Below are 24,989 nucleotides of genomic sequence, written 5' to 3'. Positions count from 1 at the left end.
TCAGTGTGTGGCGGCGACGGGCCGGCTGGTGTCCAGGGCGATCGCCCCGCCGGCGCCGTCCCGCAGCTGCCGCGCCGTGCGCCCGACGTACCGCTGCAATGCCCGCGCCAGGTGCGGCTCGTCGAAGTAGTCGAGCCGGTCCACCGCCTCGGCGGTCGTGGCGCCGGCGCCGAGCAGCAGCGCCGCCGACCGGGCCCGCTCGATCTGCCGGACCGCGCCCTGGGTGAGGCCGGTCGCCGCCCGGAACCGGCGTTCCGCGGTGCGCGGCGAGACAGTGCCCGGCCGGCCGTGACGCAACTCGGCGACCAGCGGATCCCGGACCACGACGCCGTCGGCGACCAGGCGCGCGACGAGCGCTTCGGCATCGTCGGCGCCGGGGGTCTCCCAGTGGGTGCCGGCCAGCCGGAAACGACGGCTCGTGGCGCCGGGCAGCACCGCGCCCGAGTCCACCAGCGCGGTGGCGGGCAGCGCGCGCAGCGACGTGCCGACCGCGAACTCGATGCCGGTGAAGACCGCACCCGCCGGCACCGGCGCCGTGCCGGTGCGCGTCTCCGGCCCGGTCACCGCCGCGTGGGTGGCGCCGTCCTGCTCCCAGAAGACCAGCCCCCAGCACGGCGTCGCCACCGACGTCATCTCGGTGACGCGCCCGGCCGTACACGTCCAGACGGTGTCGACCCACGCCAAGTCCGACGCCCGGTTGAGGAAGCGCAATCCCACGCGGTGCAGGATACGGGGCATGGGAAGCATCGGGCTCGGGCTGGCAGCGGTGGGCCCGCCGGGATACCTCAATCTCGGCCGCGACCGGTTCGCGACCCGGCGCGGGAGGTCGTCCGGCGCGGCTTCCTCGGGTTCGAGTCAGGTCTCTGGGGGACTTACGTCCGAGGTGCGACGACCCTGCTGGCCTTGAGCGTCGGCATCCTCGCGTACCTGCGCTACGGACCCCGGCGGGGCGCGACCTCACGGCGGTGACACACGCGCACCGTCGCCCTGGCCGTCCTGGCCGGAGGATGCGCTTCGCAGGCTTCTGGCCGCAACCGCGAAGATGACAGCCAATACCACCGCGAAGCTTATGGCGTACGCCCATTCGCGGCCGGTGCTCACGCTCAGCACGACAAGGCCCCCGAAGAACGGCACGCCGACGCCCAGGCCGACAACCGCGCCACGACGAGCCCGCGCCAGACGTGCCGCTGCGCCGAGCGGCGGGACATCATCGGTGGCGCCGGACGCTTTGCGGTGTATCCGCTGACCCCAGCCGAGAGCCAGCCACATCAGAGCCCACAAAGCTCCTTGCAAGCCACTGGCGGCGATGGATTCCGCGACCGGATCTCCGCGGTCGAGCAGGAGACGGAAGGGAAACCAGGCCACGGCCATGACCACGCAGACCGCGGCGTACGGGCCCGGTGGCCCACCGAGCCGGTTCAGCAACGCATTACCGCGGTTCGATGTCGCGCGCTCCTCCACCATGGAGGCGTTCTTTCCCCCGGCGGGCCACACGCAGTCATCCCAGGTACCTGTCCCGGGAGCGCTATGGTCGACATGAGCACGCTCTGCGATCTGCTTCGCGCCCGCTGATCGCCGGCGACGACCAGCGGCAGCGCGGTTGCCGTCGCCTACGGTGGCCCGGCAGTCCGGGGGCACCGTGGGCGACCGCGGTGTCTACTTGCCGGTTCGCCAGCTTGTCGGCACGCCGGCCACGCCCGTCGAGTGCTGGTCCGCCCCGGTGGCCGTCATCAGCCAGATCTGCGGGTTCAGCGATGCCGTGCTGACCGCCGGCGGCGGGGCCGGGTCGTCCGGGAACGGCGGGGTGGGCGGCGCGGCAGCCCCGCTGGCGTACGCGAGCCACCGCCCGTCCGGCGACCAGACCGGCGACGACTCGTAGACGTCGGGCGTGTTCGTCACCTGACGCTCCCGGCCGGTGACGGCGTCGACCAGCCACAGATCGCCGCGGGCCTGGACCGCGATGGTGCGGCCGTTCGGGCTCCAGTCCAGCTGGGTCGCCGGCAGGTCGCTGAGCGTCCGCGTCGTGGTGCCCTCGGCGGACCGGTAGATGTTCACGCTTGTGACAGCGGCGGTGGCGATCCGGGCGCCGGTGGGCGACCACGCCGGCTGGAGGTTGCCGCCGTCGGCCGGGGTCACCAGTCGGTGCCCGGTGTCGGCGTTGTCCTTGTGGACCGTACGGATGTCACCGCACGACTCGAACGCGACCCACTGCCCGTCCGGCGACCAGCGCGGGTATGCGGGCCCGCACGGCGCCCCGATCAGCCAGCGGTCGCCGGAGCCGTCGACCGCCGACATCGCCCGGATGTCGAAGCCCTGCGTGTAGGCGATTTCGCCCCCGTCCGGCGAGTAGTCCGGGCTGGCGTACGCGGGAAGCTCCTGGCCGTAATCGAAGACCCCGGTGCCGTCGGGGCGGACGCTGGTCAGCGTTCCCGCCCTGTCGCTGCGCTCGGAGTCGAGGAGGAGGATGCGCCCGCCAGGCTGCGCCGGTGCGGCGGCAGCCGCGGCCGGAGTGCCCGTGACCAGCAATGTTGCGGCGATCGCCCCCGTGGCGAGCATGTTCCGGTACTGAAGCACCATGTGCTCCTTTCACCGCTCGACGAATGTCCTCACCGGACACTCGCAGGCCCGGGGAAACTCCGGGCGAACGGCGGAAGACCGACCGGCGGCAGTTGATCACCTCGTCGACGGTGATCGATCGCGGCGCTAGACGATCGCTGCCGCGATCGCGGAGATGATGCCGCCGATGAGCAGAATCGGGCCGGTGGTGGCGCCCACGACGGCGCTCGGGGTGATGCCGCGTGACCGGGCGATCGGAACGGCCACCAGGGAGGCCGCGGTGACGCCGACGGCGATGATGTAGATCAGCCCGTACCCGATGATCGCGGCGACCGGGAACAGGTGCACGCCGACGACGAACGCGACCCACGCCGCGGTCAGGTCGCTGCGGCGCCGGAGCGCCAGCAGGACGGCGCCGAGACCGGCGACCGCGAACTCGAGGCCGACGACGATGCCGAAGGTACGGCTAGTGTCCTCGTCGAAGACGGTGCCGTCCGTCCAGTGCTGCCAGGCGAGCAGGATCCCGGCGGCGACGGTGAGCACCGAGGCCACCGAACCGGCGATCAGGAACGGTCGCCAGCGCCGTGGCGGTGCCTCCTGCGCCCAGCCGAACCAGGACGACGCGAAGAACCCGAACACCGCCGCGGTGACCGCGATGTCCCGGACATGTTCGGCCAGCACGTGACTCCTTCGACCGTCGACGATTATCGATCGAAGTGTAGACATCAACAGCCACGCCGGTGTGCCGGTCGCCGGCGCTCAGGCGGCTCGCCGGGAGATCGAAATGATCGCTACACGTCTCTCACGTGCACGGTGTAGTCCATTCCGCAGCCGAGGGAGAAGTTCCAGAGCCCCTCCCAGAGGTACGCGCCGGTGCCCCGGTCGTTGACGACGATGCCGAGGACACCGGAGGCCTCCGTGCTGATGCCCAGATGATCCGCCGCCCAGTTCCGCTTTCGCGTCGTCGCTGATGTCGGCATCAGATCAATGAGGCGGGTTGCTCGAAGGTCACCGTGGTCGACCAGGGCGTCTCCACCGACCCGCCGGCGCCCTCGGCGCCACGGTCACCTTCCGCCAGGCGTGACCACGCCCGCGCGGCATGCCGGCGACTCGCGAGTGTGACCAACAAAGCGGCGAAACCGCCCTTAAACCCCCAATTGTCCCATAACCTGGGATCATGGCATCGGTAGTCGTGGCGGAGGACAACGTCGAGCATCAGCGACTGCTCGGCGAGATCCTGCAACGGTTGAACCACGACATGATCATGGTGAGCGACGGGCGGGCGGCGCTGGCCGCGATCCGGGCCCGGCGGCCGGACCTGGTGATCGCCGACGTCGACATGCCGCACCTCGACGGCGTACAGCTGTGCCGGGCGCTGCGCGAAGACCCGGACCTGGCCTCGACGCCCGTCGTGCTGGTGACCGCCTATCTGCCGGCGGGCGACCCGGACCTGAGTGCGGCGGGTGCCACCGTCGTGGTGCGCAAGCCGTTCAAGGTGCGGCACCTGATGGACGTCGTGCAGCGCTGCCTGGACACCGGCGCCACCGACCTGGTCAACGCCCCCGGTTTCGTCGAAGCGCTGCTGTACAGCCTCGACGTCGGGGTGTGCGTCTGCGACCCGCAGGGCCGGCTGTTGCTGCTCAACAAGGCAATGCGCGCGCTCTTCGGCGACGACAGCGCCGCGGTGCCGCTGTCCGAGTGGTCGCATCGCTTCACCCTGCGCCACCTCGACGGCACACCGCTTCCGGCGCCGGAGCTGCCGCTGTCGCGCGCGCTGGCCGGCGAGACCGTCGAGCGCGCCGACATGTTCGCCTACGACCTGCATCGGCGCCCTCGCTGGCTGGTCGTCAACGCCCATCCCCTGCGCGACCCCGGCGGCACACTGATCGGTGCGGTGGCCGCCGTGCACGACGTCACCGCCGACCACCAAGCCCATCTCTATCAGCGGTGCAAAAGCGCCGTACTGGAAGTTCTGGCCCGCGCCCCGGACACCGGCACCGCCGCCGCCGAGGTGCTCCGGGTGATGAACGCGCAGCTGGGCTGGCCCTACCTGCGGCTGTGGCTGGTCGACCCGGTCAGCGACCGGCTGCTGCCCGCAGCGGTCTTCGCCGCCCCCGACGCCCAAGCCTTGCCGATGCCGGCCAACTTCGAACGCGGGCACGGGCTGGCCGGCCTCTGCTGGTTGCGGGGCGAATCGGTCTGGGTGCCCGACATCCACGCCCCCGGCTCCCCGGTTCTGCCGGACATCGCCCGGGTGGCCACGTACCACGCGGCCGGCGCCGTGCCGGTGCACGGCGGTTCCGAGGTCGCCGGGGTGCTGACGTACTTCTCGTACGACCGCCAGGAACCCGAACCCGCCCTGGTGGTGCTGATGACCGGCATCGCCGGGCACATCGGCGCCTACCTGGAACGCCGTCGCGCCGAGGAACTGGCCCAGCAACTGGCCGCCAGCATCGAGGAGTATGTCGCCCTGGTCGGCCACGAGCTGCGGACCCCGCTGACCTCCATCGCCGCCTGCACCGACCTGATCACCCAGGAGCCGGACGCCACTCCGCTCGCCGAGTTCCGCGACCTGCTGGAGGTGGTCGTCCGCAACAACGACCGGCTCCTCGCCCTGGTCGACCAGTTGCTCGATCTGACCGCGCTGGAGTCCGGGCACGTCACCATCAACGCCGAGGCCGTCGACCTGGCCGGCATCGTCGCCGCCGTCGTCGACGGAGCCCAGGACGCTACCGCAGGCCGGCACATCGACATCGACACCGCCCTGCCCGACCGGCTCACCGTGCCGGGGGATCGGGACCGGCTGCGCCAGGCCGTCGACCACCTGGTGGACAACGCCGTCCGGTACAGCCCGGACCACAGCGGCATCACCGTCACCCTTACCGCGTCCGAGTCCGTCGCGGTCCTCGCCATCACCAACCTGGACAGCGGCGTGCCCGCCGAGGAGCATCCCCAGCTGCTGCGACGGCTCTACCGCGGCAGCAACGCCCGGCACAGCGGCATCCCCGGCACCGGGCTCGGCCTGACCCTGAGCCGCGCCATCGTGGACCGGCACCACGGCACCCTGACCATCACTCCGCAGGAGCCGTCCGGCACGACCGTCACGGTTCGCCTGCCCCGCACCACCGGGTAGCCGCCGCACCGCTTTCAGCGCGACGGATATGCGACAACCCCGAGGCGGGCACCCTGTGTCACCTTGTCGTCATGCTGCGTCGACTTCGGACAGTCGCGACTGCCCTTCTTCCGTTCGCCCTTCTCCTCCCCGCCGCGCCGGCCCGAGCCGCCGTCACACCCCTCGCGGCGATCAACTTTCAGCCCGCCACCTCCACCGTGCCGGCCGGTCACACCGCGGACACCGGCGCCGCGTTCAGCACCACCCGCGGCTCCGGCTGGGTGCGCCAGGACGACCGCACCCCGCTGGACCTGACCGCCAACGCCCGCGACCGGGCCCGCGCCGGCATCGCGGCCCGGCTCAACACTGTGATCCACCTGCAGTACGGCGACACGGGTGGCACCAACGGTGTCGCCACGCCCGCCGCCTGGGAGTACGTCCTGCCCGCCGGCCGGTACCAGGTCACCGTCTCTGCCGGTGACCAGCCCGCCTACGACAGCAGCCACACCGTGCGCGTCGAGGGCACCCCGGCGATCAGCGGCTTCGTCCCCACCGCCGCCGCCGAGTTCCGGCAGGCCACCGTCACGGTCGGCGTCACCGACGGCCGGTTGACCGTCGACGCCGCCGGGGGCACCAACACCAAGCTGAACTACGTCGAGATCGCCCGGGTCACCGACGAGCCACCGGCGGCGCTGACCGCGACCCCGAGCGACGGCCAGGTGGCGCTGGGCTGGACCGGCAGCTCCGGCGCTTTCCAGATCCTGCGCAACGGCACTCTTCTGGCCAGCACGGATAAGACGTCCTATCTGGACACCTCGGTCGCGAACGGCACCGCGTACAGCTATCAGGTCCGGGATGCGCAGGGCCAGTCGAACACGGTCACCGCCACCCCGGCGGCCTTCGCCTTGAAGGTCAACTTCTCGGACGCGGCGACCGCGCCACCGGCCGGGTATCTGCGGGACTCCGGCGACGCGTACACCGCCGGGCGCGGGTACGGCTGGGTGGACCTCGGCGAGCGTACGCCGGTGAACCTGACCGGAAACGGCCGTAACCGCAACCCGGCCGCCGGGCAGAGCGACGTGCGCCTGGCCACGCTGATGCACGCTCAGCTGCCCGCCGGCTCGGGCGGGACGCCGGCACCCGGCGCGTGGGAGGCCGCGCTGCCGGCCGGTCTCTACACGGTGACCGTCGCGGTCGGTGATGCGGGGACCGCGGTGAACAGCGCGCACTGGGCGAACGTCGAGGACCAGAACGCGATCGCGGCGTTCGTGCCGACGGCCGCCACGCGGCACGCGACGGCGACCCGCACGGTCCGCGTCACCGACGGCAAGCTGACCCTGACACCGTCCGGCGGGACCAACACCAAGTTCAACTACATCGACATCGCCTCGGTGCCGGCGTGGGGTGCTTCGCCGGGCGTACGGGCCAGCACTCCCCCCAACCTCGCCACCGCAGTCCCCACCACGTCCAGCGTGGTCGAGGACCTCGTGCTGCCCGGCGGCGGTGTGGCCGCGTCGTCGCTGACCCCCGCGACCGTGACGCTGACCCGGCTCGGCGACCCGGCCCCCGTCGCGGCCACCGTGATCACCAGCGGTGGCGGGGACGTCGTCAACCTCTCCCCCACGGCCCCGCTCGCCGCGAACACCAGCTACCGGTTCACCCTGACCAGCGGCGTCAAGGACGTCATCGGTAAGGCGTTCACCCCGTACTCGATCGTCTTCACCACCGGCAGCGGCGGCGGCTCCGGCGGCCCGATCGCGTTCGACAAGACCGTCGGCGTGGCCACCGGGGCCGCGTTCACCACCGTGGTGACGGGCCCGGACGGGCGCCTGTGGGCGGGCACCCTGGACGGGCGGATCTTCCGTTTCCCGATCAACACCGACGGCACGCTCGGCACCCCGGCGATCATCACGGCCGTCCGCGACAACGCCGCCGCCCTCGGCCTGCCCGGCGCGCCCGCCCGGACGGTGATCGGCATGGCCTTCGACCCGGTGTCGCAGGCGCTGTGGGTGACCGACAACTATCAGTACGTCGGGCCGCTGAACGTGCCCGACTGGTCCGGGCGCATCGGCCGGCTCGCCGGGCCCGGCTACACCACCTACACGCCGGTCGTGACCGGCCTGCCCCGCTCGGTGAAGGACCACGAGAGCAACTCGATCGCGTTCGGGCCCGACGGCGCGCTCTACCTGAGCCAGGGCGCCAACAACGCCATGGGCGCACCCGACTCCACCTGGGGCAACCGGCCGGAACGGCTGCTCAGCGCCGCGATCCTGCGCCTCGACCCGGCCCGGTTGCCGGCCACGCTGCCGCTGAACGTGCAGACCTCGGACGGCGGCGGCTACGACCCGTACGCCGCCGGCGCCGCACTGACCCTGCACGCCACCGGCGTGCGCAACGCCTACGACCTGACCTGGCACCGCAACGGCCACCTGTACGCACCCACCAACGGGTCCGCGGCCGGCGGCAACACCCCGGCCACACCGGTGCCGCTGCCCGCCGCCTGCACCCGCCGCGGCTACACCGGTCCCGCCGTGCCCGCGCTGAACGGCGTGCCCACCTCCGAGACCGACTACGTGTTCGACGTCAAACCGGGGCGCTACTACGGCCACCCCAACCCGGTGCGCTGCGAATGGGTCCTGGCCGGCGGGAACCCGAGCGCCGCGACGGATCCGTTCGAGGTGCCCGCCTACCCGGCCGGGACCCGCCCCGACCCGAACTTCGACCTGGCCGGCACGTACGACGCCGGCCTGCACGCCTCCGCCAACGGGGTCCTGGAATATCGGGGCAACGCGTTCGGCGGCGCCCTGGACGGCAAGCTCCTGGTGGTGCGCTACTCGGCCGGCCAGGACATCCAGACCTTCGACGTCGCGGCCTCGGGTGCGCTGAGCAACCGGACCACCGGGCGGCCCGGCCTGACCGGTTTCAGTCAGCCGCTGGACGTCACCGAGGACCTGGCGACCGGCAACCTGTACGTGACCGAGCTGGGCGCCAACCGCATCACCCTGCTGAAGCCGCGGTCCTGACCTGCCGCCCTACCCGGCCGGTGTCCTTCCGGGCACCGGCCGGCGGCAGCCGTCAGCGCCAGATCATGTCCACCTGGTGCTCGAACGTGACGAAGCCGGCGCGGGCGAACGCGGCCGCCATCGGCCGGTTGCCCACATCGGTGGCGGCGCGCACCCACGGGTAGTCCTGCTCGGCGAGCAGGCGCGTCCCCGCCGCCAGGATCTCGTCGGCGTAGCCCCGCCCCCGGTGCGCGGGAACGACACCGATGTACGCGATGATCGGGTTGTACCCGTTGTGCGCCGAGATGACGAACCCGACCGGCTCGCCGTCCGGCAGGACCGCGACCCGCCACCACGCGTGCGGGCTGGCGTAGCGTTCCAACTCCTCGCGGTACTGCAGCTCGGCGGACTCGCGGGCGGTCATCCGGCTCAGTTCGTCGCGGCTGTGCGCGTCGAGGGTGCCCTCCAGCACGAGCGCCATCAGGCCGATCAGTTCGGCCGCGTCGTGCGGCGCCCGGAAGGTGAGCCGGCCGGACTGCTCGGCGATCGGCGTGCCGGGACGCCACTCCAGGCGCAGCCGCTCCACGAACAGTCGCGCGCCGGTCTTCTCCAGCGCGGTCATCCACGGGGTGCCGGCGGCACGCCACCCGGGCGGGAGGTACCGCGTGTAGTCGGGCGGCGTCGCGGTGAAGGGGGCGGCGGCTTCGAGAAGGCGTACGCCGTCGGCCTCGTCCGCGACGTCGAAGACGTCCATCAGAGCCGGCTGCGGATCGCCGGGCCGTGACCACCAGCCGGCCCGGGCAGTGACCCGGTCGCCGCGCAGGGCAACCCACAACCATTCCGGGTGCCGGCGCCCGGCCGCCAGTTCTACCGGCCCCCGCACCCGCGGCACAACCCGTTTACGGATCCGCCGTCGCGTAAGGTCAGGGTTCGTCATCCCGCCTCGCCTTCCGGAGTGTCCGACCTGACCGGGTCAGCCGTCGTGGCGACCACCGCAGCGCCCGCCCCGCCGTCCCCGGTGGCGGGCCGGATGTCGTTGTGGCTGGTGCTGGCCCTGGTGGTGGGGGCGTACGGCGCCGGCGCCTCGCTCGCCTTCGAAGGTTTCGGCGCGCCCTCGGTCGTGGCGCTGTTCCTGCCGGCCGGTGTCACCCTCTCCGCCCTGGTGCTGAACCCGCGCCGGCGCTGGCCCTGGATCCTGGGCGCGGTGGTCGTCACCGAGATCGTGGTGGACGTGTCGTACGGCATGTCCGCGCGGTGGGCCCCCGGTTTCGCGCTCGCCAACTCGGTGGAACCGCTGGTCGGGGCGCTGCTGCTGCGGCACTGGTTGCCGGCCGAGGTGGACCTGCGGCGCCGCCGTGACCTGCTGGTGTTCCTGGGCTGCTGCGTCGGTGCCGCGCCGGTCGTCGGTGCCGCGATCGGCGCCACCACCCTGGCCGCGAGTTCCGCCGCGCCGTGGCCGCAGGCGTTCGTGTCGTTCTGGGCCGGCGACGCGACAGGCGTCCTGACCGTGGCCGGTGGGGTGCTGGCCTGGCGGTACAGCCCGGACCACACGTCCGGGCCGCTGCGCTGGCTGGTCAGTGTCGGGGCGGCGGTGGCGGCGACGATGATCGGTTTCTGGCCGCACGACATCCCGCTGTTCTACCTGCCCATCCCGGTGCTGTTCGCGCTGGCGTTCAGCCAGACCCTGGTGGTGACGCTCACCGCCGGCATGGCGATGACGGTGACGGCGAACCTGATGACCAGCACCGGTCACGGCCCGTGGGCGGCGCTCGACACCTCCGAGCAGCTGATCACCATGACGTTGCAGCTGTTCCTGGCCACCACGATCCTGGGCGCCTGGACCCTCGCCGTCGGCGTCGCCGAACGTGATCGCGCCCGCCGGGACACCTCGGTGGAACGCGCCGCCCGGCTGCGGCTGCACGCCCTGCAGGTACTCACCACCGACCTGGCGAAGGCCGCCACCTCTGCGGAGATCGCCGACGCCGTCGTGCGCGAGGGCCTCGGACTCATCGCCGACCACGGCAGTGTCGCGATCGCCGTGCCCGGCAGCACCGAGATCGCCCTGTGGACGTCCCCGGACGTGCCGGCGGGCGCCGAGGCCCGGTACCGCCGGATGCCGAGCAGCACCGCGACCCCGCACAACGACGCGATCCGTACCGGACAGCTCGTGTTGCTGGAGACCCGGGCCGAGGCGGTGGCCGCGTACCCGCATCTCGGGGAGCTCTATCAGGCGCTCGAGGTCAGCAGCACCCTGTGCGTCCCGATCACCGGCGACACCGGCCCGGTGGGGTCGCTGGCGTTCAGCTTCCACCGCGAGCACGGCGCCGACCCCGAGGTGCTGGCGTTCGCCGAAACCCTGGCCACCCTCACCGGGCAGGCGCTGCGGCGGGCGCAGAGCTACGAGCGGGAACGCGACGCCACCCGGCAACTGCAGCAGGCCCTGCTGCCGGCGCTGGGCAGCGGACTCGGCGGCATCCAGGTCTGCGCCGACTACCGGCCCGCCGACGTGGCGCACCAGGTGGGCGGCGACTGGTACGACGTGTTCGCCGTGCCCGCCGGCCGGATCGGTTTCGCGGTCGGTGACGTCGTCGGGCATCAGCTGGCCGCCGCGGCGGCGATGGCGCGCCTGCAGTCGGCGCTGCGGATCCTCGCCCAGAGCGCACCCGGCCCGGCGCGGGTGCTCGACGACCTGGACCGGGCCAGCGCCCTCATCCCGGACGCGGGCACGGCCACCGTCGGATACGCCGACTACGACCCGGCCACCCGGCTGCTGCGGTACGCCTGCGCGGGACACCTCCCGCCGCTGCTGGTCACCGGCGCCGGCGCCGAATACCTGTGGGGCGGCCGCTCGCTGCCCCTCGGCGTCGCGCCCGCCGCACGGGACCAGGCCGAACTCGTCGTGCCGGACGGCGCCGTCCTGGTCCTCTACACCGACGGCCTGGTCGAACGCCCCGACGAGCACATCGCCACGAACATGCGGCGACTCGCCGACGCCGCGGGCGGCCTGCGCGACCCGGACGCGGAAACACTGTGCCGGCACATCCTCGAGTACATGGTCGGCGACGAGGTGCTCGGCGACGACACCGCCATCCTGTGCGTCCAGTTCGCCGGCCCCGCGCCGGCCGCGTCAGTGGCGCACGCCGACGGGCGGATCATGCCGGTCCCGTCCGGAGGCGGTTGACACCCGTAGTTCACGCCGATCATGCTGACGGAGCATTTTGGGGCTCCTCCATGTCAACCCCGGGAAGGTGCCGCAACCAGTCATGTCCGACTTCGAGACGCACACGATCCACCAGGACGGCACGATCGTGGTGGCCCTGGCCGGTGAATGCGATCTGCGCAGCCGCGACGAAATGATGGCGACGCTGCTGGCGGCGGTCGGCTCCGGCGACCCGGTCACCGTCGACCTGGCAGGCGTACGGTTCCTCGACTCCAGTGGCCTGCACGCCCTGGTGACCGCGCACCACGCCGCACGCGAGCGCGCCGGCAGCCTGTACGTCGTCAACGCCACCGGCACCGTCGCGACCGTCCTGCGCATCACCGGCGTCCTGGACCTGCTGCGACATCCGACACTCCCGGCGCAGGCCGGCGACTCGCAGCAGGCCGATCAGGATGACTGAGGCGAACACGGCTGCCGCGCCGGTCGAGGTGATGGCCTACAGCGAGCCCGGGCAACTGCCGGCGGTCCGCGCTTTCACGCGGCAGCACGCCCAGGATCTCGGTCTCGGCCCCGACGACGTCGAGTCGCTGGTCATCGCCGTGAGCGAACTGGCCACGAACACCCTGCAGCACACCAGCGGCGGCGGCCGTGTCCGCATCTGGGCGGAGCACGGCCAGGTGGTCTGCGACGTCGTGGACGGCGGCCCCCTGCGGTCGCTGGGCCGGCAGATGCCCGCGGCCGACGCCGTACGCGGCCGCGGTCTCGCCATCGTCGAACGGCTGTGTGACCAGGTCGATGCCATCGCCGGCCCGGACGGCACCGCCGTCAGACTGCGTTTCGCCCTCACGCCCCGCACCGTCTGATCGCCGTCTTCCGGCCGATCACCGGGTCGGCGGTATTGCCGCCGCCCTGTGGTCGCGTCCGCCGGCGTCGCGTCCGCGCCCAGATGTTGATCTGCTGGCGCTACGAAATCGCTGTGATCATGGGGTTGGAACCGCGATTTCGCATCGCCAGCAGATCAACATCTCGCCATGGACGGCGCAACCGCGAGGTCGGATCAGTCGCGGGTCGGTGCCGGCAACGACGGCGTGATCGTCAAGGCGGTCAGCAGCGCGGCCAGGTCGTCGAGGTCGGTGATGTGGTCGATGGTGTGGTCACGGCCGATGGTGGCCTGCGGCATGGCCGGCTCGGCGGAGGATCCGGGGCTGCACGCGATGACGGTGCCGCCGAAACGGTGCACGGCTGTCGCACCGGTGGCGGCGTCGTTGCCGCGGCCGGACAGGACGACGGCGATGGCTCGGGGGCCGGCGGCGACGGCCAGGGTGGTGAGCAGCAGGTCGGCGGAGGGCCGGTGCGGCGGCAACGACCCCGACATGATCAGCGCGATGGTCATGTCGCCGGTGATCAGGGTGTGCCGACCGGCCGGCGCCACCAGGACGTGGCCCGGCCGCAGCGCCTCGCCGTCGACGGCGGCGGTCACCGGCAGCGCGGTGCGCTGGTCGAGGATCTCGGCGAGCTTACTGACCCGCTGCGGTTCGCTGTGCTGCAGAGCGAGGACCGCCGCCGGCAGATCGGCCGGCAGTGGTGCCAGCACGCGGGTGAGCGCGTCCAGGCCACCGGTCGAACTGACCAGCGCGATCACCGGAAACTTGTCCATCACGCCTCCCTTTCCCGGCACAATCCCGCCCCTGAGCTTAAGGCTCGCCCGTCTCCGACATCGTGGACGGGCACCCGTCGGGCGGGTCGGAGATTCGGGTCGAATGTGTCGGTGTCGCGGATGCCGGGTAGCTGTGGGGTGATCTGAAACGTCGATGGAACGGAGTCAGCGGCATGGCTGCCACCAAGACTGACAAGAACCGGACGAGCCGTAACGACACTCCGAACACCCCGGACGTGAGCGAAAGCAAGATCGCGCGGATGAAGGTCGACGAGCTGCGCCGCGCGTTGAACAGCCGCGGCGTCAAGGGCACCGAGGGCCTCAAGAAACCAGAGCTGGTCAAGAAGCTGATCAAGGCCGAGGTGCGATCGACCAAGGGTGACCGCAAGAACCCGACCAGCGGCAACGACACCCCGAACACCCCCGAGGTCAGCGAAAGCAAGATCGCCCGGATGAAGGCGGGCGAGCTGCGCACCCAGCTGGCGCGGCGCGGCGTCAAGGGCACGGACGACATGAAGAAGCCCGAACTCGTCGAGCGGTTCGTCAAGGCGGAGCTGAAGTCGGCGAAGAAGGCCAAGAGCGGGACCTGGTCCACGAAGGACAGCCGGAAGAACCCCACCAGCGGCAACGACACCCCGAACACCCCCGAGGTCAGCGAAAGCAAGATCGCCCGGATGAAGGTGGACGAGCTGCGTGCCGAGCTGGCGCGGCGCGGCGTCAAGGGCACGGACGGTCTCAAGAAGCCCGAACTGGTCAGCAAGCTGGTGCGGAAGCTCACCGGCAAGGGTACGAAGGCGTCCGCCGCGAAGTAGCCACCGGGAGGCCGGCGCGGTCAGCGGTTCCGCACGGGTCTCGCACGACGCCTGGCCGACGGCGTGAGCAGGGGCGTGTAAGCCCACAGCAGCCCGGCGACCAGCATCGCCGCGAACAGGCCGGCGACCGACAGCAGGCCCACGAGCAGCATCCACATCGTTTCCATCACCGCAGTCTGCACGCCTGCCCCGGCTCCGCGGCCGGGGCAGGCGTATCAAAGGCGTCAATATTCGGCGGCTCGGCGCGCCCATCAGCGGTGCGCGGGCGCCCAGGGTGTGGCCTGTGCTTTTTGTGCTCGGGATCACCTGGACGTCCGGATTTCCGGGCCAGGCGGCGTCGTTGGAGTCAAAGGCCCGCCGACCCGGCGGCCGGCACCCGCCGCGGTCCGATCCGGCGGCAAGCCAAACCATCCCACGACACCGCAACGCGGATCGCGCACGCGAAAGGAGACATCGTCATGCATCCGTTTCCCGAAGAGACGCTGCGTGCCGAGGCGCTGTTCGCCTCAGATCTGCAGGCGTCGGAAGAGGTCAGCCCGGAGGCCGTCGACGACGTGGTGGTCCAGGTGCTGCGGCGCGACGGGCCGTGTGAGTGCGCAGCCCGGATGGCGTACGAGTTCGGCGAGCACCCCGACACCGCCGTACGCCGGATGCGGTGGGCGCGCCGGATCATCCGGGGCCTCGCCACGACCTGACGCTCTGTGGCGGGCGTCACGCGCACGCCGGGATTTCCCGGCACCACCGCCCGGTTGTACCGGGAGCCGGTGTGCCATGTGTCCCAGGGCCTCACCCATTGCCTTCGCGGAATACCGTTCGGCTGGAGCCGCGTCGCGCCACTCGCCTTCAGGCGACCTTGCACACCGGCCTTCGCGTTCAGCGGCCCGGCGCCCTTCGGTGCCGGGCCGCCTTCTTCCGGTGCCGGGCCGCCTTCTTCCGGTGCCGGGCCGCTTTCTTTCGGTGCCGGGCCGATCCTCCGTGCCCGGCCGCTTGCGGTGCGAGGGCCGCTTCCGGTGCCTTCGCCGACGCTCCGAGCGATCCGCCGTACGGAAATTCGTCCCGAATCCGGGCATGGACGCGCCCCGGCCGGGTAGCCCGCAGATCATGCGACAGGACAACTACCCGAGGCCGGTGTCGGACCCGGAGACCGAAGGCTTGCCGGGCACCGCCGACGACGACTCCACCGCGTACGACGACGTGGACACCGGACGCCAGGCGGACGGCCCCGACCCGGCAGCGCTGCCCGCCGAGCGCGCGCAGGCGGTGGACCGGTTCGGCACCACGGCGGAGGAGCAGCGGGCCGGCGAGTCGCTCGACGACCGGCTGTCGCAGGAGGAGCCGGACATCCAGCCCGACGACCCGCTGCAGTCGCCCGGGGCCCTGGCCGACGAGGCGATCGACGAGCAGGGCGCGGCCCAGGCCCGGCTCGACGCCGACGTCTACGGTGAAAACCCCGTCTCGGACCCCGATTCGAAGGTCTCGATGTACGACTTCGGCCGGCTGGACGGCACCTCCCCGACCGCGGTCGGTCGCCTCGTCGAACCGGACGCCGGATTCGGTACGGACGCGGAGCCCGACAGCGTCGCCGCCGACGCCGGTGCCGCCGGTGGCGGTGCCAGCGCCGAGGAGCTCGCCATCCACGAGACCGAGGCACCCGGCTACCGCTGAGCCGGCGGCGCCCAGCATCCGGTCGCCGGCCGGCCACAGCTGGACGATCACGACCTCGTGGGCCATGTCGAGACGGTGACGTTGTGGCGGCCGACGGGACCGAAGGAGCTCGCGCTGGCCGAGGACTCGGGCTGGCGTGCCTGGCCCCGCGCCTGCCGGATCAGCCGATTTTCTGTCCGGTCCTTCTAGCGTGTCTCTGGCTGGAGGCCATACTCGGCCAGCCACTGGAGCAGCTGCTGGCGGGCGGTTTCCACGAGGCGGCCTCCGGTGAAACGGATGTCGTCAGTCACCTCTGCCACGCAGTCCGCAGGAGGCACGAAGCGCTGTGCTTCCTCGTCGGTGGTGAACTCGGCCTCCGCGAGGACCAGACCCTGTAGATGGCCGTCGAAGACGTCAACGCCCAGGGGAGGCACGCTGAAGCGTGTCTTGGACAGCAAGGTGGCCGGCAGCCGGGCGAGCAGGTCGTACTCGGTCGGCGACAAGTACGTGTTAGTGATCAGTCCCTGAGCGGCGCCCGGCTGAGTGACCGGCACTTTCTGGGTCAGTTTGAGTTCGCAACCGCCGTCTGGCCAGTCGGCGCGTCGTAGCCGCAGGCGGGTCCCCACCAGATACCGGTCGGTGATCGTCCGGGTGGCCGTCACTGCTGCCGGTGGTGGCGGTTCAGCTAGGAGGAACCGCCGCTCCCGTTCGACGCGAGCGTACTTTCCCGGACGAACTGACTCGCCTCGAATGCTGCCGGCCTTGTCGGTCATCAGGAGAGCTTGTCAGCAGATGCCGTTCTCCGGCAGCGCGTTTCCGTGGCTTGCGACGTCACATCAGCCTTGCCCGCTGGCAGATCTCGGCGGCGTAGGTGGTCCAGTCTCCGTTGGAGAGTTGCTGCCATTGGATGGCTGACTTGCGGAGGTCTTGCCGGAGGTCGGACGCCTCCCCTGGCAGCGGTGATCGAGCGGCGCTGTCATTCCAGCGCTGCACGTGCCTCGGCCAGGATGGTCGGGGCGGTGGTATTGGCCAGGGTGTGCTGCAGGGCCATCCGGTAGGCGACGTCGAAGGCATCCCGCGCGGCCACGGCCACGTCGGGCGTCACCCCGACGCCTTCCCAGTTGGTGCCGGTGACCGGGTTGATGGAGCGGGCCACCGGAACCGTGATTTCGAGGGTCGGTGTGATCGGGAAGGCGTCCGCAGGGTGAGCACCGCCCTTGGTGGTCTCCCCGACCAGGGTCGCTCGTCTCTGCGCCTGCAGGTTGTAGCAGACCTCCTCGGCGGCCGAGAAGGTGGATTCGCTGGTCAGCAGGTATACGGGCCGGTCGAGGTACCGCTCGCCGGGCAGCCACGCATGGCTCCAGAACTGACGGGTCTGACCGGTTGCACCCTCGTAGATGCTGTTGAGATGGGTTTCCCCGTCCGGGAAGAAGTAGCTCGTCCAGAACACGGCGCCGTCGGGAGATCCACCCCGGTTCTCACGAAGGTCGATGATCAGCGCATTCGTGTGTGACACCAACTCCATGGCCGCGGCGATCGCGCGGCCCCCGACGCCGGCCGAGGTGACGAACCGCAGGTCCAGCAGGCCGACGTTGCCGTCCAGCCGCTCCACCCGCGCGATGCCGTAGTTGGTGAGTCGCTGCTGCTCTCGCCAGACCGCCTCCGTCTCGGACTCCGTGAGCGCGTCGCGGGCGGCTTTCGTGCGTGGGCGTACCCGTAGATGCTTGTCCTGACAGACCTCGAACAGTTCCGCCGTCAGCCGCCGGCCGAGGGCTTCCTCGTCCAACCCGTCATACTCACCGGCGGCCAGTCGCCGGCGGATGCCGTCAGCCGCCTCCTGAGCCCGGTCGGCAAAAATGTATCTGCCACACAACAATTCCAGCGCCTTCTCCACGAGATGTGCCGACGTCGGTGCGTCATTTCGATCACTCATCATTTGGGATCCCATTCACTCTTCGGCATGGTGGACATGTCGCCGATCGTCGAAGTCAGGGTGCGGCGATGAAGGCGTCACGCCAGTGCTGGTGCGGCTTCCCGGACGGAATCCTCAGCTTCCGGCTGATCCGGACCGCCGGCCGGCGTGGCGGCCCGCAGCGCGGCGTCGACTCGGCGGTTGCTGGTCATGGTCGCGGTGACGGCGGTCATGGTGAGGAGGAGGCCGGCTGCGGTGTAGAGCGGGGTGCGCACGTCCGACGTGGAGGCCAGCCAGCCGCCGAGGAAGGCGCCGAACGGGGCGGCGCACATGGCGAGCATGCGGGAGGTGGCGGCGACCCGGCCCATGAGGTGGGCGGGGACGATCGCCTGTCGCAGGGAGGGTGCTATCACCATCGTGGCGCCCATGCCCGCGCCGCAGACGGCGAGCGCGAGGCCGGCGACGTACGGGTTCGGGGCGGCGGCAAGGCCCAGGATGGCGAGTCCCTCGACGGCGGCTGTGACGGTCAGTGCGGTGCCGGTGCCGAGTCGCCGGCTGAGGGTGGAGGCGACGCCCGCGCCGAGCAGGCCGCCGGTGGCCTCGGCTGTCAGGAGCAGGCCGAAGCCGTAGGTGTCGATCCCGAGGCGGTCGTGGGCGAAGAGGGCCAGGACGGTCCCGACGGCGGTGAAGGCGATGTTCCCGACCGCCGGGCGCAGCGCGAGCCCGAGCAGCACCCGGTCCCGCCAGACGTACGAGGCACCGGCCCGCGCCTGCCGCAGCAGCGACTCCCGGGCCGGCGTCGCGGGCCGGGGCACGGCGGGAAGCGACCGGACGAGCAGTGCGGAGAGTGCGAACGACACCGCGTCGGCGAGCAGTGGAACCGCCCGCCCGAGCGCGAGCAGGGCACTGCCCGCGGGCGGCCCCACGAACCCGGACATGGCGGTCTGGGCTCCACGGAGGCGGGAGTTGGCTCGCTCGAGGAGTACGGGTTTGCGGCCCAGCAGATCCGGCAGGTAGGCCGTGGCGGCCGTGTCGAAGAACAGGCCGCCAAGGCCGAGCAGGAACGCGACCGCCGCAAGCAGCGGAATGCTCAGCATGTCGAGTGCGGCCGCCGCGGCCGGTATCGCGAGCAGCACCGCACGTGCCGCGTCCGTGATCCACATCGTGCGCCGGCGGTCCCACCGGTCCACCAGCGCGCCGCCGAGCACCCCGAACAGCAGCCACGGCAGCGTCCCGGCGGCCGTGACGACGGCGAGTGCCATCGGGTCCCGGGTCAGCGTCAACGCGAGCAGCGGCAGCACGGCATGCGTCACCCCGTCACCGAGCGAGGAGATCGTCTGCGCCGTCCACAGTCGTCCGAACCCGGCCGGCAACGTCCGGACGTCCGCGCTCATTCGGCGCTCCCCTCGGCCTGACCGCGCCGCTGCGGGTGGAACAGGGCGAAGACGAGCGACGTGTCGGGCAGCGCCGGGTCGGACAGCTTGCGGTACTCGTCGGCCAGCGCGTGCAGCCGCGCACCCAGCTCCGCGAACTGTTCCTCGGTGAGCCGCAGATGCGCCATCCGTACGTGCCGCTCCGCGTCCGCCGGCGCGGCCTCCAGGTCTGCCACCGCATGCCGCATCAGCACGTCGGGGCCGCCCTCGCCCGGGTCCGGCAGCTCGATGGACCGCGCGGCCATCGCGTAGTACCGCTCGGTGACCCCACGGACTTTCCGCGTCCGGACCACCTTCACCAGGCCGGCCCGTTCGAGCAACCGCACGTGATAGCTGGAGCTGCCCTTCGCCAGGCCCACCCGGTCGGCGATCTGCGTGATCGTTGCCGGCTCGAAGCGGAGCACGGCCATGATCCGATGACGCGTGAGGTTGGAGACGGCGCGCAGCTGCTCGTCGGTGGTGACGTGGAACGTCTCGGGGACATCGTCGGCAGGCATGCGCTCAATGGTCAACGATCCTTGACCATTGCGCAAGGGGTCTCCGTGCGACCTCTCACCGGAGATCCCAGAACCCGGCGCGGGACGGCAGCGCCCGGCATGCACCGGCCGGCACACAGCACAGGGGACCGGCGCGGCGAGGCGATTCACCCTCGACTGGATCCGCGGGAACGAGATGGCGCGACGCTACCTCGACGGGTTTCCCGGCGACGGGGACGTGGGCGTGGTCGCCGTGATCGACAGCAACCCGGTGGGTGCGGTGTGGGGCCGCGCCCTGCCTGCCGAGCGCGCCGGCTACGGGTTCGTGGCGCCCGATGTCCCCGAACTGACGCTCGGCGTCGTGCCGGAAGCGCGTGGGCGTGGCGTGGCGTCCCGTCTGATGACCACCGTCGTCGACCTCGCCAGGCAGCGCCGTATCACCGGCCTGAGCCTCAGCGTCGAGGACGGCAACACCGCCCGCCGCCTGTACGAGCGCTGCGGTTTCGCGGTGGTGGGGCGTAACGGCGACTCGGACACCATGGTGCTTAACATTTCTCAGAGCGGTGACGGTGATTTCCAGCCCAGGGCTGCGACTTGATACTGCAACCCGATGTCGTTGCTTACGGCAGTTCAAGTTGATTGCGGTAGTGCCCTGACGATGGCTCGCATCTTCCGCGTACAACTTCTGATGGACGCGCGGACCGGACACCTGCGATAGGTTTCTGGCGAATGTCCGAACATCGAAGGGCAATCGATGCGAGCGACAAGGCACTGGCGCGCATCCGTTGCGTCACGGGCGGTGCGGCAATGACCGCGGCCTTGCCGGCCGGCAGCGACCTCACCACCCGGGCCCGGCGCCGGGAGGGCCGCGTCCTGCTGGCAGCCGCCCTGGCCAACGGGCCGGCCGAGCTGCTGGACTTCATTCTCCCGCTCTGGGCCGGCACGGCCCTGGGCGCGAGCGCCACCCAGGTGGGCGTCCTGATCGCCGTCGAGCTCGCGGTGTCGGTGGTGGTTCGCCCGTTCGCCGGGATACAGGCCGACCGGTTCGAGCGCCGTCATGTGGCTGCCGCCGGTGCGCTGATCTACGCGCTGTCCTGCGCCGGTTACGTCGTCGCCGACAGCCTCCCACTGGCCTGGGCGGCCGCGGTGCTGGGCGGCCTGGGTGGAGCGCTGTTCTGGGTGGCCGTCCGGGCGATGGTCGGTGAGCGGCTGGCGGAGGACAGCGCGGTCTATCCGCGGCTGACCTCCGCGGAGGAGACCGGTGCCTGGGTGTCCTTCGTCGCCGGGCTTTCGCTGATCGGCATGTCCGGATACCGGTCGGTCTTCCTCGCCTGTGCGTGCGCGTGTCTGGCCGCCGCAGTGGTTTTGCTGAGTGCGCCCCGGCGGGTGGCATCCCCCGCGCCGGCCCTTCCGGGCAGCGTGGCCCGGCGGCTGCGACCGATGCTGGTCGCCGTCGCGGTGACCATGGCGGCCGAGGCGGCGATCGCGCTGCTGCTGCTCCTGCACCTGCAGCGGCACTTCGAGCTCGAGATCCTGCAGATCGCCTACGTGTTCCTTCCGGGCGCGATCGCCATCGCGGTCCTACCGGAACGCCTGCACCGATTCGTTCTGCGCTACGGCCGGGTCCGGGTGCTGGCGCTGGCGTCGGTGCTGAGCGCTGTCTTCGCGGTGGGCCTCGCGTGGGCACCCAACCCGCTGGTGATCGCCGCGCTGTGGGTGCTCAGCGGGGTGGCGTGGGCGGCCGTCATCCCCATCCAGCAGGCGGTCGTGGCCGAGGCCTCCGGAGCTCAGGTCGGCCGCGGCATGGGCCTCTACGAGTCGGCGGTCCTGCTCGGCACGCTGGCCGGATCGCTGCTGGCCGGCGCCCTCTACGACGAGTTGTCGTGGCCGGTCGCCTGCCTCGCCACGGCAGCGGTCATCCTGACCGGTGCGGGCCTGGTGCCCTGGTCGGTGCGAGCCCTGGGAGTCGTGGACAAGCCGGCCGGCTCGGCGGAGCTGGGCGTCGGCACCCCGGCATCGATGCCCGAGCCGGTTTCCGGGCCAACTGCCGGCCCGGCCTCCGAGGCGGCTCCCGAGCCGGCCGGAGTTCCCGCGGAACAACACGATGCTAGGCCGCCTCGATCCCGTTTCCGGTCGCTCGGACAGCACTCGATGATCTTCCTGGTGGTGCAGATCGTCCTCGCCGCGATCGATCTCTCCTGGTTGCGTGACCTCGGAACCGGAGCCGTCGATCCGCTCTCCAACACCAGGGACGTGCCCGTCGACGGACTCGCCGAGGTGGTGTACCACGCGGGTAGGATCTGGGCGTTCGTTCTGGTGATCGATGTGGTGTGGACCGTCGTGACATCGCTGCGGCGGCGCCCCGGGAGGTGACTGCGGCGGCCGGCACGGTGGAGCCGTGCGGCCATTCCCCGACCGGGTGGCGAACCTACAGGGGTGACGGCCGGAGCCGCCACGAAAAGCCGCGTCAGACGATGTCTGGCTGACCTCGCGGAACGAGGGTTGATTCTGGGCGCGTTCAGCGGTCCCGCTAAATTCCATACGCGCGGATTGCGGCTAGATCAGTGAGCTGCGTGAGTCATCGCGTCCGTCCATCGGCTTTTCTCACGAATGTCATGGTTCCCACGCCGGTGACGACTCCGATGATGGCGACGAAAGGCGTTGGGTCCAGGTCGCTCATCTCCTCGATCGCCAATCCGGTGATCGCACTGAGGGCCGTGCCGAAGAAAATGAGGCTGAGCGCGGTTACGACCGCCCATTTTTGTGCGGTGACAAGCAGGCGATCAGCGGCCGAACGGATCATCCAACAAGTAAACCATGCAGGATCGCCAATGAGGACTTCGGCTGGGGCGCTACGACCGGCATTGGACCCGCACGGAAGAGCAGGCGGCGGCCTATGCCTGACCTCGGGCGGTCGCACCGAGCCCGCGCGGACGACAAGCTCCAGCCCGACGAACCCAACGGCCTGCTACCGCTGCCGCCCATTCGGGCCCCGTTCTCACGACCGAAGCCAGAGGATTAGGGTCAGGACGTGACTGACGACCGGATCCGTGAGCTGGTCGCAGCGATAGCTGACGGTGTGACGGCTACCGCGGAACAGTTGCAAGGTTTGACGCAACCCGAGATCGAGGAAGTTGAGCGCGATCAGCCGGCGCCGCTCGCCCGGAGCTATCAGCAGTTCCTGGAGTTGGTCGGAAGCGGTGCTGGACGCTTCCTGCGGGGCAGTGACGTGTTCTACCCATCGGTTCTTGGTCTGGGTCAGGCTGCTCGTGCGCTGCTGGAGGAGAACCAGGTCGAGTTCGCATTGACGAACGAGGACCGGGTGATCCTGATGCATCAGGGCTACCAGTTCGATTTCTTGCGGGGCGCCGGCCCGGATCCCGAGGTCTGGTCCTTCAGCGAGGGCGCCATGGTCGTCGCGCCGGCCGTCAGCTTCCCACGCTTCTCCGAGTGGTTGGCAGCGCACGTCGAGCAGCAAACCCAAGCGTGGGAGCGACTCGTCCCCTGGTACGAGGACCAGAAGGCGAAACCACCGGGACAACCGCGAGTCTTTTCCGGTCGGTTGAACCCCGACGGCAGCATCACGGAACAGTTCTAGGCTGACAATTAGCAATTCTTACGGTTGCGCCTTCCGTAGCTAGACCTCGTCACACTTCTCCCAGAACTTTGTCCGGAGCCTGTGCCGCACAGTTTCATCCAGATCGATGCCACCGCGGCGGTCAGATAGATCAGTCAGCAAGGCCTTGTCGATGTCTCGGGGAATCGATGGCCTTCCGGCCATCAGTTCCGTCAGCGCCTCTGCGGTGGCGGACCTGCGAAAAGTCGCCAGAACGTTGGTGACCACCGAGTCGATCTGCTCGGCGAGGTAGGCGGGATCCTCGTCCGTTGCCGAGCCCGCAGGCTCGCTGCCGATGGTCGCACCGGACTCCAGTACGGCCGAGGTACGGTGCGCGTACGAGCCTCCCTGCGAGGTGACGCCGTTGGGCGTAGCTTTTGCTCGCGGTCGCCAGCCTTGCACCTCGACCTTCGTCACCGTCTGGTCGATGGTCTCCGGAAATATCGTTTTGAGCCCGTCGGCGGCGCGAATCAGATGTCTGCTGATGGCGTGGGGCTTGTCCTTCGCGTCGGGAACGGCGAGCAGAATCACCTGTACGCCGTGGGCTTGGGCCTCCTCGACAGCCTCGGTCAGATCATCGTCTCCGGAAACGAGGATGAAGACGTCTGCGGCTCCGTTGCGTGCGTGCGTCACAAGGTCAAGACCAATGCGCAGGTCAACGCCTTTCTGCTGGCCCTCCCTGCCGAATCGGCCGAGTCGCAACTTGACGTTCGACAGTTCGCCGATGAGCTGCTGCTGTATGTCAGGCACGCCGTCTCTGGCGGAGTCATACCAGTGCACCCGCAACACCGGCAGCCCTGACAACGCCTCGGCCTGCTGGACGAGCGCGTCAATCAGTGACTCATAGTCGACCTCGATCCCATTGCGAAACGACGTCCCTGTCACCCGGACAGCGGTGGCGCTGAGCAGATAACCGACGTCCACGTAAAGGGAGCACATGGGCCTCACGCCCCACAGGATGCCACCAGCCCCGGAGTGATGCGGACCCAGGTGCGTTCGACGCGCGGTCCACGCACACACATCAGCTGCTCTTTCTCATTGCTCCAGGACCCCGGCCGACCCGAGCCCGTCGCGGGTGACCTCAGCCGACGGCGTGTCCGTCTCTTTGAGCGAGGCGGACGGCAGGCCCGGCGTGCACGGCGCTCACCCACTCCCGTCCGGCCGTGGTGCACCTTGGCCCGGCTGCCCCGCAGCCACCGCCCCCGCATCGCCGAGAGCCGGCCGAAGGCGACCCAGATGGCGCGCGGCCGGTATTGCCTGAGCGCGCCGCAGCGGCGGGCCGGCGGTATTGCCTAGGCCGTCGACATCCGTCGGGCGGGCGGCAGCGCCCGAGCGGGCGGTATCGGCCGGGCCGCGGTCCTGAAGCAGTGAAACAAGCAGCCGAGATGTTGATCTGCTAGCGCTACGAAATCGCTGTGATCATGGACCTGAAACCGCGATTTCGCACCGCCAGCAGATCAACATCCCCGCACGAGTCCCCCGCAGCGGCCCACAGCCACGAACTCACCAACCACAACCCACAGAAAAGCCACAATCGATACTGCAGACCCGCTTGGCCAAACCACAGGGACACCCCCGGCCGCCTGCCCCGCCAGATCCGCTCAAGGCC

Annotated in this window: 25 protein-coding genes and 1 pseudogene; 12 read left to right on the top strand and 14 right to left on the bottom strand. The window is 70.7% G+C overall.

All coding sequences use genetic code 11. The annotated features are described in order from the left end of the window. The 5 genes from LPA41_RS05735 to LPA41_RS05715 all read right to left on the bottom strand — a co-directional run bounded on the left by LPA41_RS05735 (position 1) and on the right by LPA41_RS05715 (position 3,536). Positions 1-717 (bottom strand): helix-turn-helix domain-containing protein, encoded by a 717-nt coding sequence (locus LPA41_RS05735; protein ID WP_229068876.1) that lies wholly within the window; start codon positions 715-717, stop codon positions 1-3. Positions 718-957: 240 nt separating this feature from the next. Continuing rightward, on the bottom strand, positions 958-1,464 hold the full coding sequence (locus tag LPA41_RS05730) for a hypothetical protein (RefSeq protein ID WP_229068875.1): 507 nt from the start codon (positions 1,462-1,464) through the stop codon (positions 958-960). A gap of 192 nt (positions 1,465-1,656) precedes the next feature. After that, positions 1,657-2,574 (bottom strand): hypothetical protein, encoded by a 918-nt coding sequence (locus LPA41_RS05725; protein WP_229068874.1) that lies wholly within the window; start codon positions 2,572-2,574, stop codon positions 1,657-1,659. A gap of 129 nt (positions 2,575-2,703) precedes the next feature. Further along, positions 2,704-3,237 (bottom strand): hypothetical protein, encoded by a 534-nt coding sequence (locus LPA41_RS05720; protein ID WP_229068873.1) that lies wholly within the window; start codon positions 3,235-3,237, stop codon positions 2,704-2,706. 110 nt (positions 3,238-3,347) lie between these two features. Continuing rightward, on the bottom strand, positions 3,348-3,536 hold the full coding sequence (locus tag LPA41_RS05715) for a hypothetical protein (RefSeq protein ID WP_229068872.1): 189 nt from the start codon (positions 3,534-3,536) through the stop codon (positions 3,348-3,350). A 197-nt stretch (positions 3,537-3,733) separates the two neighbouring features. Here LPA41_RS05715 and LPA41_RS05710 point away from each other — a divergent pair, with 197 nt between their 5' ends. Both LPA41_RS05710 and LPA41_RS05705 read left to right on the top strand, forming a co-directional pair. Continuing rightward, complete coding sequence (locus LPA41_RS05710; protein WP_229068871.1) at positions 3,734-5,689, top strand: ATP-binding protein; 1,956 nt, start codon at positions 3,734-3,736, stop codon at positions 5,687-5,689. Positions 5,690-5,760: 71 nt separating this feature from the next. After that, positions 5,761-8,691: an Ig-like domain-containing protein gene (locus tag LPA41_RS05705; protein WP_229068870.1), complete on the top strand. Its 2,931-nt coding sequence runs from the start codon at positions 5,761-5,763 to the stop codon at positions 8,689-8,691. Positions 8,692-8,743: 52 nt separating this feature from the next. Here LPA41_RS05705 and LPA41_RS05700 read toward each other — a convergent pair whose 3' ends face one another. Further along, complete coding sequence (locus LPA41_RS05700) at positions 8,744-9,553, bottom strand: GNAT family N-acetyltransferase (protein ID WP_229068869.1); 810 nt, start codon at positions 9,551-9,553, stop codon at positions 8,744-8,746. A gap of 72 nt (positions 9,554-9,625) precedes the next feature. On the opposite strand from LPA41_RS05700, the gene LPA41_RS05695 reads away from it, so the two are divergent. The 3 genes from LPA41_RS05695 to LPA41_RS05685 all read left to right on the top strand — a co-directional run bounded on the left by LPA41_RS05695 (position 9,626) and on the right by LPA41_RS05685 (position 12,693). Next, positions 9,626-11,851 (top strand): SpoIIE family protein phosphatase, encoded by a 2,226-nt coding sequence (locus LPA41_RS05695; RefSeq protein ID WP_229068868.1) that lies wholly within the window; start codon positions 9,626-9,628, stop codon positions 11,849-11,851. 82 nt (positions 11,852-11,933) lie between these two features. Beyond that, positions 11,934-12,290 (top strand): STAS domain-containing protein, encoded by a 357-nt coding sequence (locus LPA41_RS05690; RefSeq protein WP_229068867.1) that lies wholly within the window; start codon positions 11,934-11,936, stop codon positions 12,288-12,290. Next, entirely contained in the window at positions 12,283-12,693 is a 411-nt protein-coding gene (locus LPA41_RS05685) for an ATP-binding protein (protein ID WP_229068866.1), read from the top strand. The genes LPA41_RS05690 and LPA41_RS05685 overlap by 8 nt, the downstream gene beginning before the upstream one ends. A gap of 194 nt (positions 12,694-12,887) precedes the next feature. Here LPA41_RS05685 and LPA41_RS05680 read toward each other — a convergent pair whose 3' ends face one another. Further along, a complete protein-coding gene (locus LPA41_RS05680; RefSeq protein WP_229068865.1) occupies positions 12,888-13,487 on the bottom strand; it encodes a chemotaxis protein CheB in 600 nt (199 codons plus the stop codon). 173 nt (positions 13,488-13,660) lie between these two features. Between LPA41_RS05680 and LPA41_RS05675 the strand changes: the two genes are divergently transcribed. After that, a complete protein-coding gene (locus tag LPA41_RS05675; protein WP_229068864.1) occupies positions 13,661-14,299 on the top strand; it encodes a hypothetical protein in 639 nt (212 codons plus the stop codon). 20 nt (positions 14,300-14,319) lie between these two features. On the opposite strand, the gene LPA41_RS05670 is transcribed toward LPA41_RS05675, so the two are convergent. Continuing rightward, entirely contained in the window at positions 14,320-14,466 is a 147-nt protein-coding gene (locus tag LPA41_RS05670) for a hypothetical protein (protein ID WP_229068863.1), read from the bottom strand. 291 nt (positions 14,467-14,757) lie between these two features. On the opposite strand from LPA41_RS05670, the gene LPA41_RS05665 reads away from it, so the two are divergent. The 3 genes and pseudogenes from LPA41_RS05665 to LPA41_RS42910 all read left to right on the top strand — a co-directional run. Further along, positions 14,758-14,994: a hypothetical protein gene (locus LPA41_RS05665; RefSeq protein ID WP_229068862.1), complete on the top strand. Its 237-nt coding sequence runs from the start codon at positions 14,758-14,760 to the stop codon at positions 14,992-14,994. A gap of 406 nt (positions 14,995-15,400) precedes the next feature. After that, on the top strand, positions 15,401-15,964 hold the full coding sequence (locus tag LPA41_RS05660) for a DUF5709 domain-containing protein (RefSeq protein ID WP_229068861.1): 564 nt from the start codon (positions 15,401-15,403) through the stop codon (positions 15,962-15,964). 57 nt (positions 15,965-16,021) lie between these two features. Beyond that, positions 16,022-16,149 (top strand): annotated as a pseudogene (locus LPA41_RS42910) (ADP-ribosylation/crystallin J1); the annotation flags it as partial. Here LPA41_RS42910 and LPA41_RS05650 read toward each other — a convergent pair. The 4 genes from LPA41_RS05650 to LPA41_RS05635 form a co-directional block, all read right to left on the bottom strand. Further along, positions 16,150-16,716 (bottom strand): hypothetical protein, encoded by a 567-nt coding sequence (locus LPA41_RS05650; RefSeq protein ID WP_229069142.1) that lies wholly within the window; start codon positions 16,714-16,716, stop codon positions 16,150-16,152. Positions 16,717-16,919: 203 nt separating this feature from the next. Beyond that, positions 16,920-17,837, bottom strand: coding sequence for a S41 family peptidase (locus tag LPA41_RS05645; RefSeq protein ID WP_229068860.1), 918 nt, complete (start codon positions 17,835-17,837; stop codon positions 16,920-16,922). Positions 17,838-17,953: 116 nt separating this feature from the next. Continuing rightward, positions 17,954-19,249 carry an MFS transporter gene (locus LPA41_RS05640; protein ID WP_229068859.1) on the bottom strand — a complete coding sequence of 432 codons (1,296 nt, stop codon included), beginning with the start codon at positions 19,247-19,249 and terminating at the stop codon, positions 17,954-17,956. After that, complete coding sequence (locus LPA41_RS05635; protein ID WP_229068858.1) at positions 19,246-19,785, bottom strand: transcriptional regulator; 540 nt, start codon at positions 19,783-19,785, stop codon at positions 19,246-19,248. The genes LPA41_RS05640 and LPA41_RS05635 overlap by 4 nt, the downstream gene beginning before the upstream one ends. A 175-nt stretch (positions 19,786-19,960) precedes the next feature. On the opposite strand from LPA41_RS05635, the gene LPA41_RS05630 reads away from it, so the two are divergent. Then, a complete protein-coding gene (locus tag LPA41_RS05630; protein WP_229068857.1) occupies positions 19,961-20,362 on the top strand; it encodes a GNAT family N-acetyltransferase in 402 nt (133 codons plus the stop codon). 209 nt (positions 20,363-20,571) lie between these two features. Continuing rightward, the gene (locus LPA41_RS05625) at positions 20,572-22,137 is read left to right on the top strand and encodes an MFS transporter (RefSeq protein WP_229068856.1); all 1,566 of its coding nucleotides are present in this window, start codon (positions 20,572-20,574) and stop codon (positions 22,135-22,137) included. Positions 22,138-22,342: 205 nt separating this feature from the next. Here the strand turns inward: LPA41_RS05625 and LPA41_RS05620 are convergent, their stop codons facing one another. Further along, positions 22,343-22,567 (bottom strand): hypothetical protein, encoded by a 225-nt coding sequence (locus LPA41_RS05620; RefSeq protein ID WP_229068855.1) that lies wholly within the window; start codon positions 22,565-22,567, stop codon positions 22,343-22,345. Between the two features lie 228 nt (positions 22,568-22,795). On the opposite strand from LPA41_RS05620, the gene LPA41_RS05615 reads away from it, so the two are divergent. After that, a complete protein-coding gene (locus LPA41_RS05615) occupies positions 22,796-23,362 on the top strand; it encodes a hypothetical protein (RefSeq protein WP_229068854.1) in 567 nt (188 codons plus the stop codon). A gap of 39 nt (positions 23,363-23,401) precedes the next feature. On the opposite strand, the gene LPA41_RS05610 is transcribed toward LPA41_RS05615, so the two are convergent. Beyond that, positions 23,402-24,304, bottom strand: a complete 903-nt coding sequence (locus LPA41_RS05610; protein ID WP_229068853.1) for an NYN domain-containing protein — start codon at positions 24,302-24,304, stop codon at positions 23,402-23,404. Positions 24,305-24,989 lie beyond the last annotated feature (685 nt).

The sequence above is a fragment of the Actinoplanes sp. DH11 genome (genome assembly GCF_020873875.1).
Classification (GTDB): domain Bacteria; phylum Actinomycetota; class Actinomycetes; order Mycobacteriales; family Micromonosporaceae; genus Actinoplanes.
This window is presented reverse-complemented; position numbering and strand designations above follow the sequence as displayed.

Bases quoted from the DNA above. Each gene is read 5' to 3' on its own strand.
- LPA41_RS05620 (WP_229068855.1), bottom strand. From the start codon at position 22,567: ATGATCCGTTCGGCCGCTGATCGCCTGCTTGTCACCGCACAAAAATGG.
- LPA41_RS05650 (WP_229069142.1), bottom strand. From the start codon at position 16,716: ATGACCGACAAGGCCGGCAGCATTCGAGGCGAGTCAGTTCGTCCGGGA.
- LPA41_RS05670 (WP_229068863.1), bottom strand. From the start codon at position 14,466: ATGGAAACGATGTGGATGCTGCTCGTGGGCCTGCTGTCGGTCGCCGGC.
- LPA41_RS05730 (WP_229068875.1), bottom strand. From the start codon at position 1,464: ATGGTGGAGGAGCGCGCGACATCGAACCGCGGTAATGCGTTGCTGAAC.
- LPA41_RS05680 (WP_229068865.1), bottom strand. From the start codon at position 13,487: ATGGACAAGTTTCCGGTGATCGCGCTGGTCAGTTCGACCGGTGGCCTG.
- LPA41_RS05715 (WP_229068872.1), bottom strand. From the start codon at position 3,536: ATGCCGACATCAGCGACGACGCGAAAGCGGAACTGGGCGGCGGATCAT.
- LPA41_RS05705 (WP_229068870.1), top strand. From the start codon at position 5,761: ATGCTGCGTCGACTTCGGACAGTCGCGACTGCCCTTCTTCCGTTCGCC.
- LPA41_RS05640 (WP_229068859.1), bottom strand. From the start codon at position 19,249: ATGAGCGCGGACGTCCGGACGTTGCCGGCCGGGTTCGGACGACTGTGG.
- LPA41_RS05690 (WP_229068867.1), top strand. From the start codon at position 11,934: ATGTCCGACTTCGAGACGCACACGATCCACCAGGACGGCACGATCGTG.
- LPA41_RS05710 (WP_229068871.1), top strand. From the start codon at position 3,734: ATGGCATCGGTAGTCGTGGCGGAGGACAACGTCGAGCATCAGCGACTG.
- LPA41_RS05630 (WP_229068857.1), top strand. From the start codon at position 19,961: ATGGCGCGACGCTACCTCGACGGGTTTCCCGGCGACGGGGACGTGGGC.
- LPA41_RS05635 (WP_229068858.1), bottom strand. From the start codon at position 19,785: ATGCCTGCCGACGATGTCCCCGAGACGTTCCACGTCACCACCGACGAG.
- LPA41_RS05685 (WP_229068866.1), top strand. From the start codon at position 12,283: ATGACTGAGGCGAACACGGCTGCCGCGCCGGTCGAGGTGATGGCCTAC.
- LPA41_RS05625 (WP_229068856.1), top strand. From the start codon at position 20,572: ATGACCGCGGCCTTGCCGGCCGGCAGCGACCTCACCACCCGGGCCCGG.
- LPA41_RS05675 (WP_229068864.1), top strand. From the start codon at position 13,661: ATGGCTGCCACCAAGACTGACAAGAACCGGACGAGCCGTAACGACACT.
- LPA41_RS05665 (WP_229068862.1), top strand. From the start codon at position 14,758: ATGCATCCGTTTCCCGAAGAGACGCTGCGTGCCGAGGCGCTGTTCGCC.
- LPA41_RS05660 (WP_229068861.1), top strand. From the start codon at position 15,401: ATGCGACAGGACAACTACCCGAGGCCGGTGTCGGACCCGGAGACCGAA.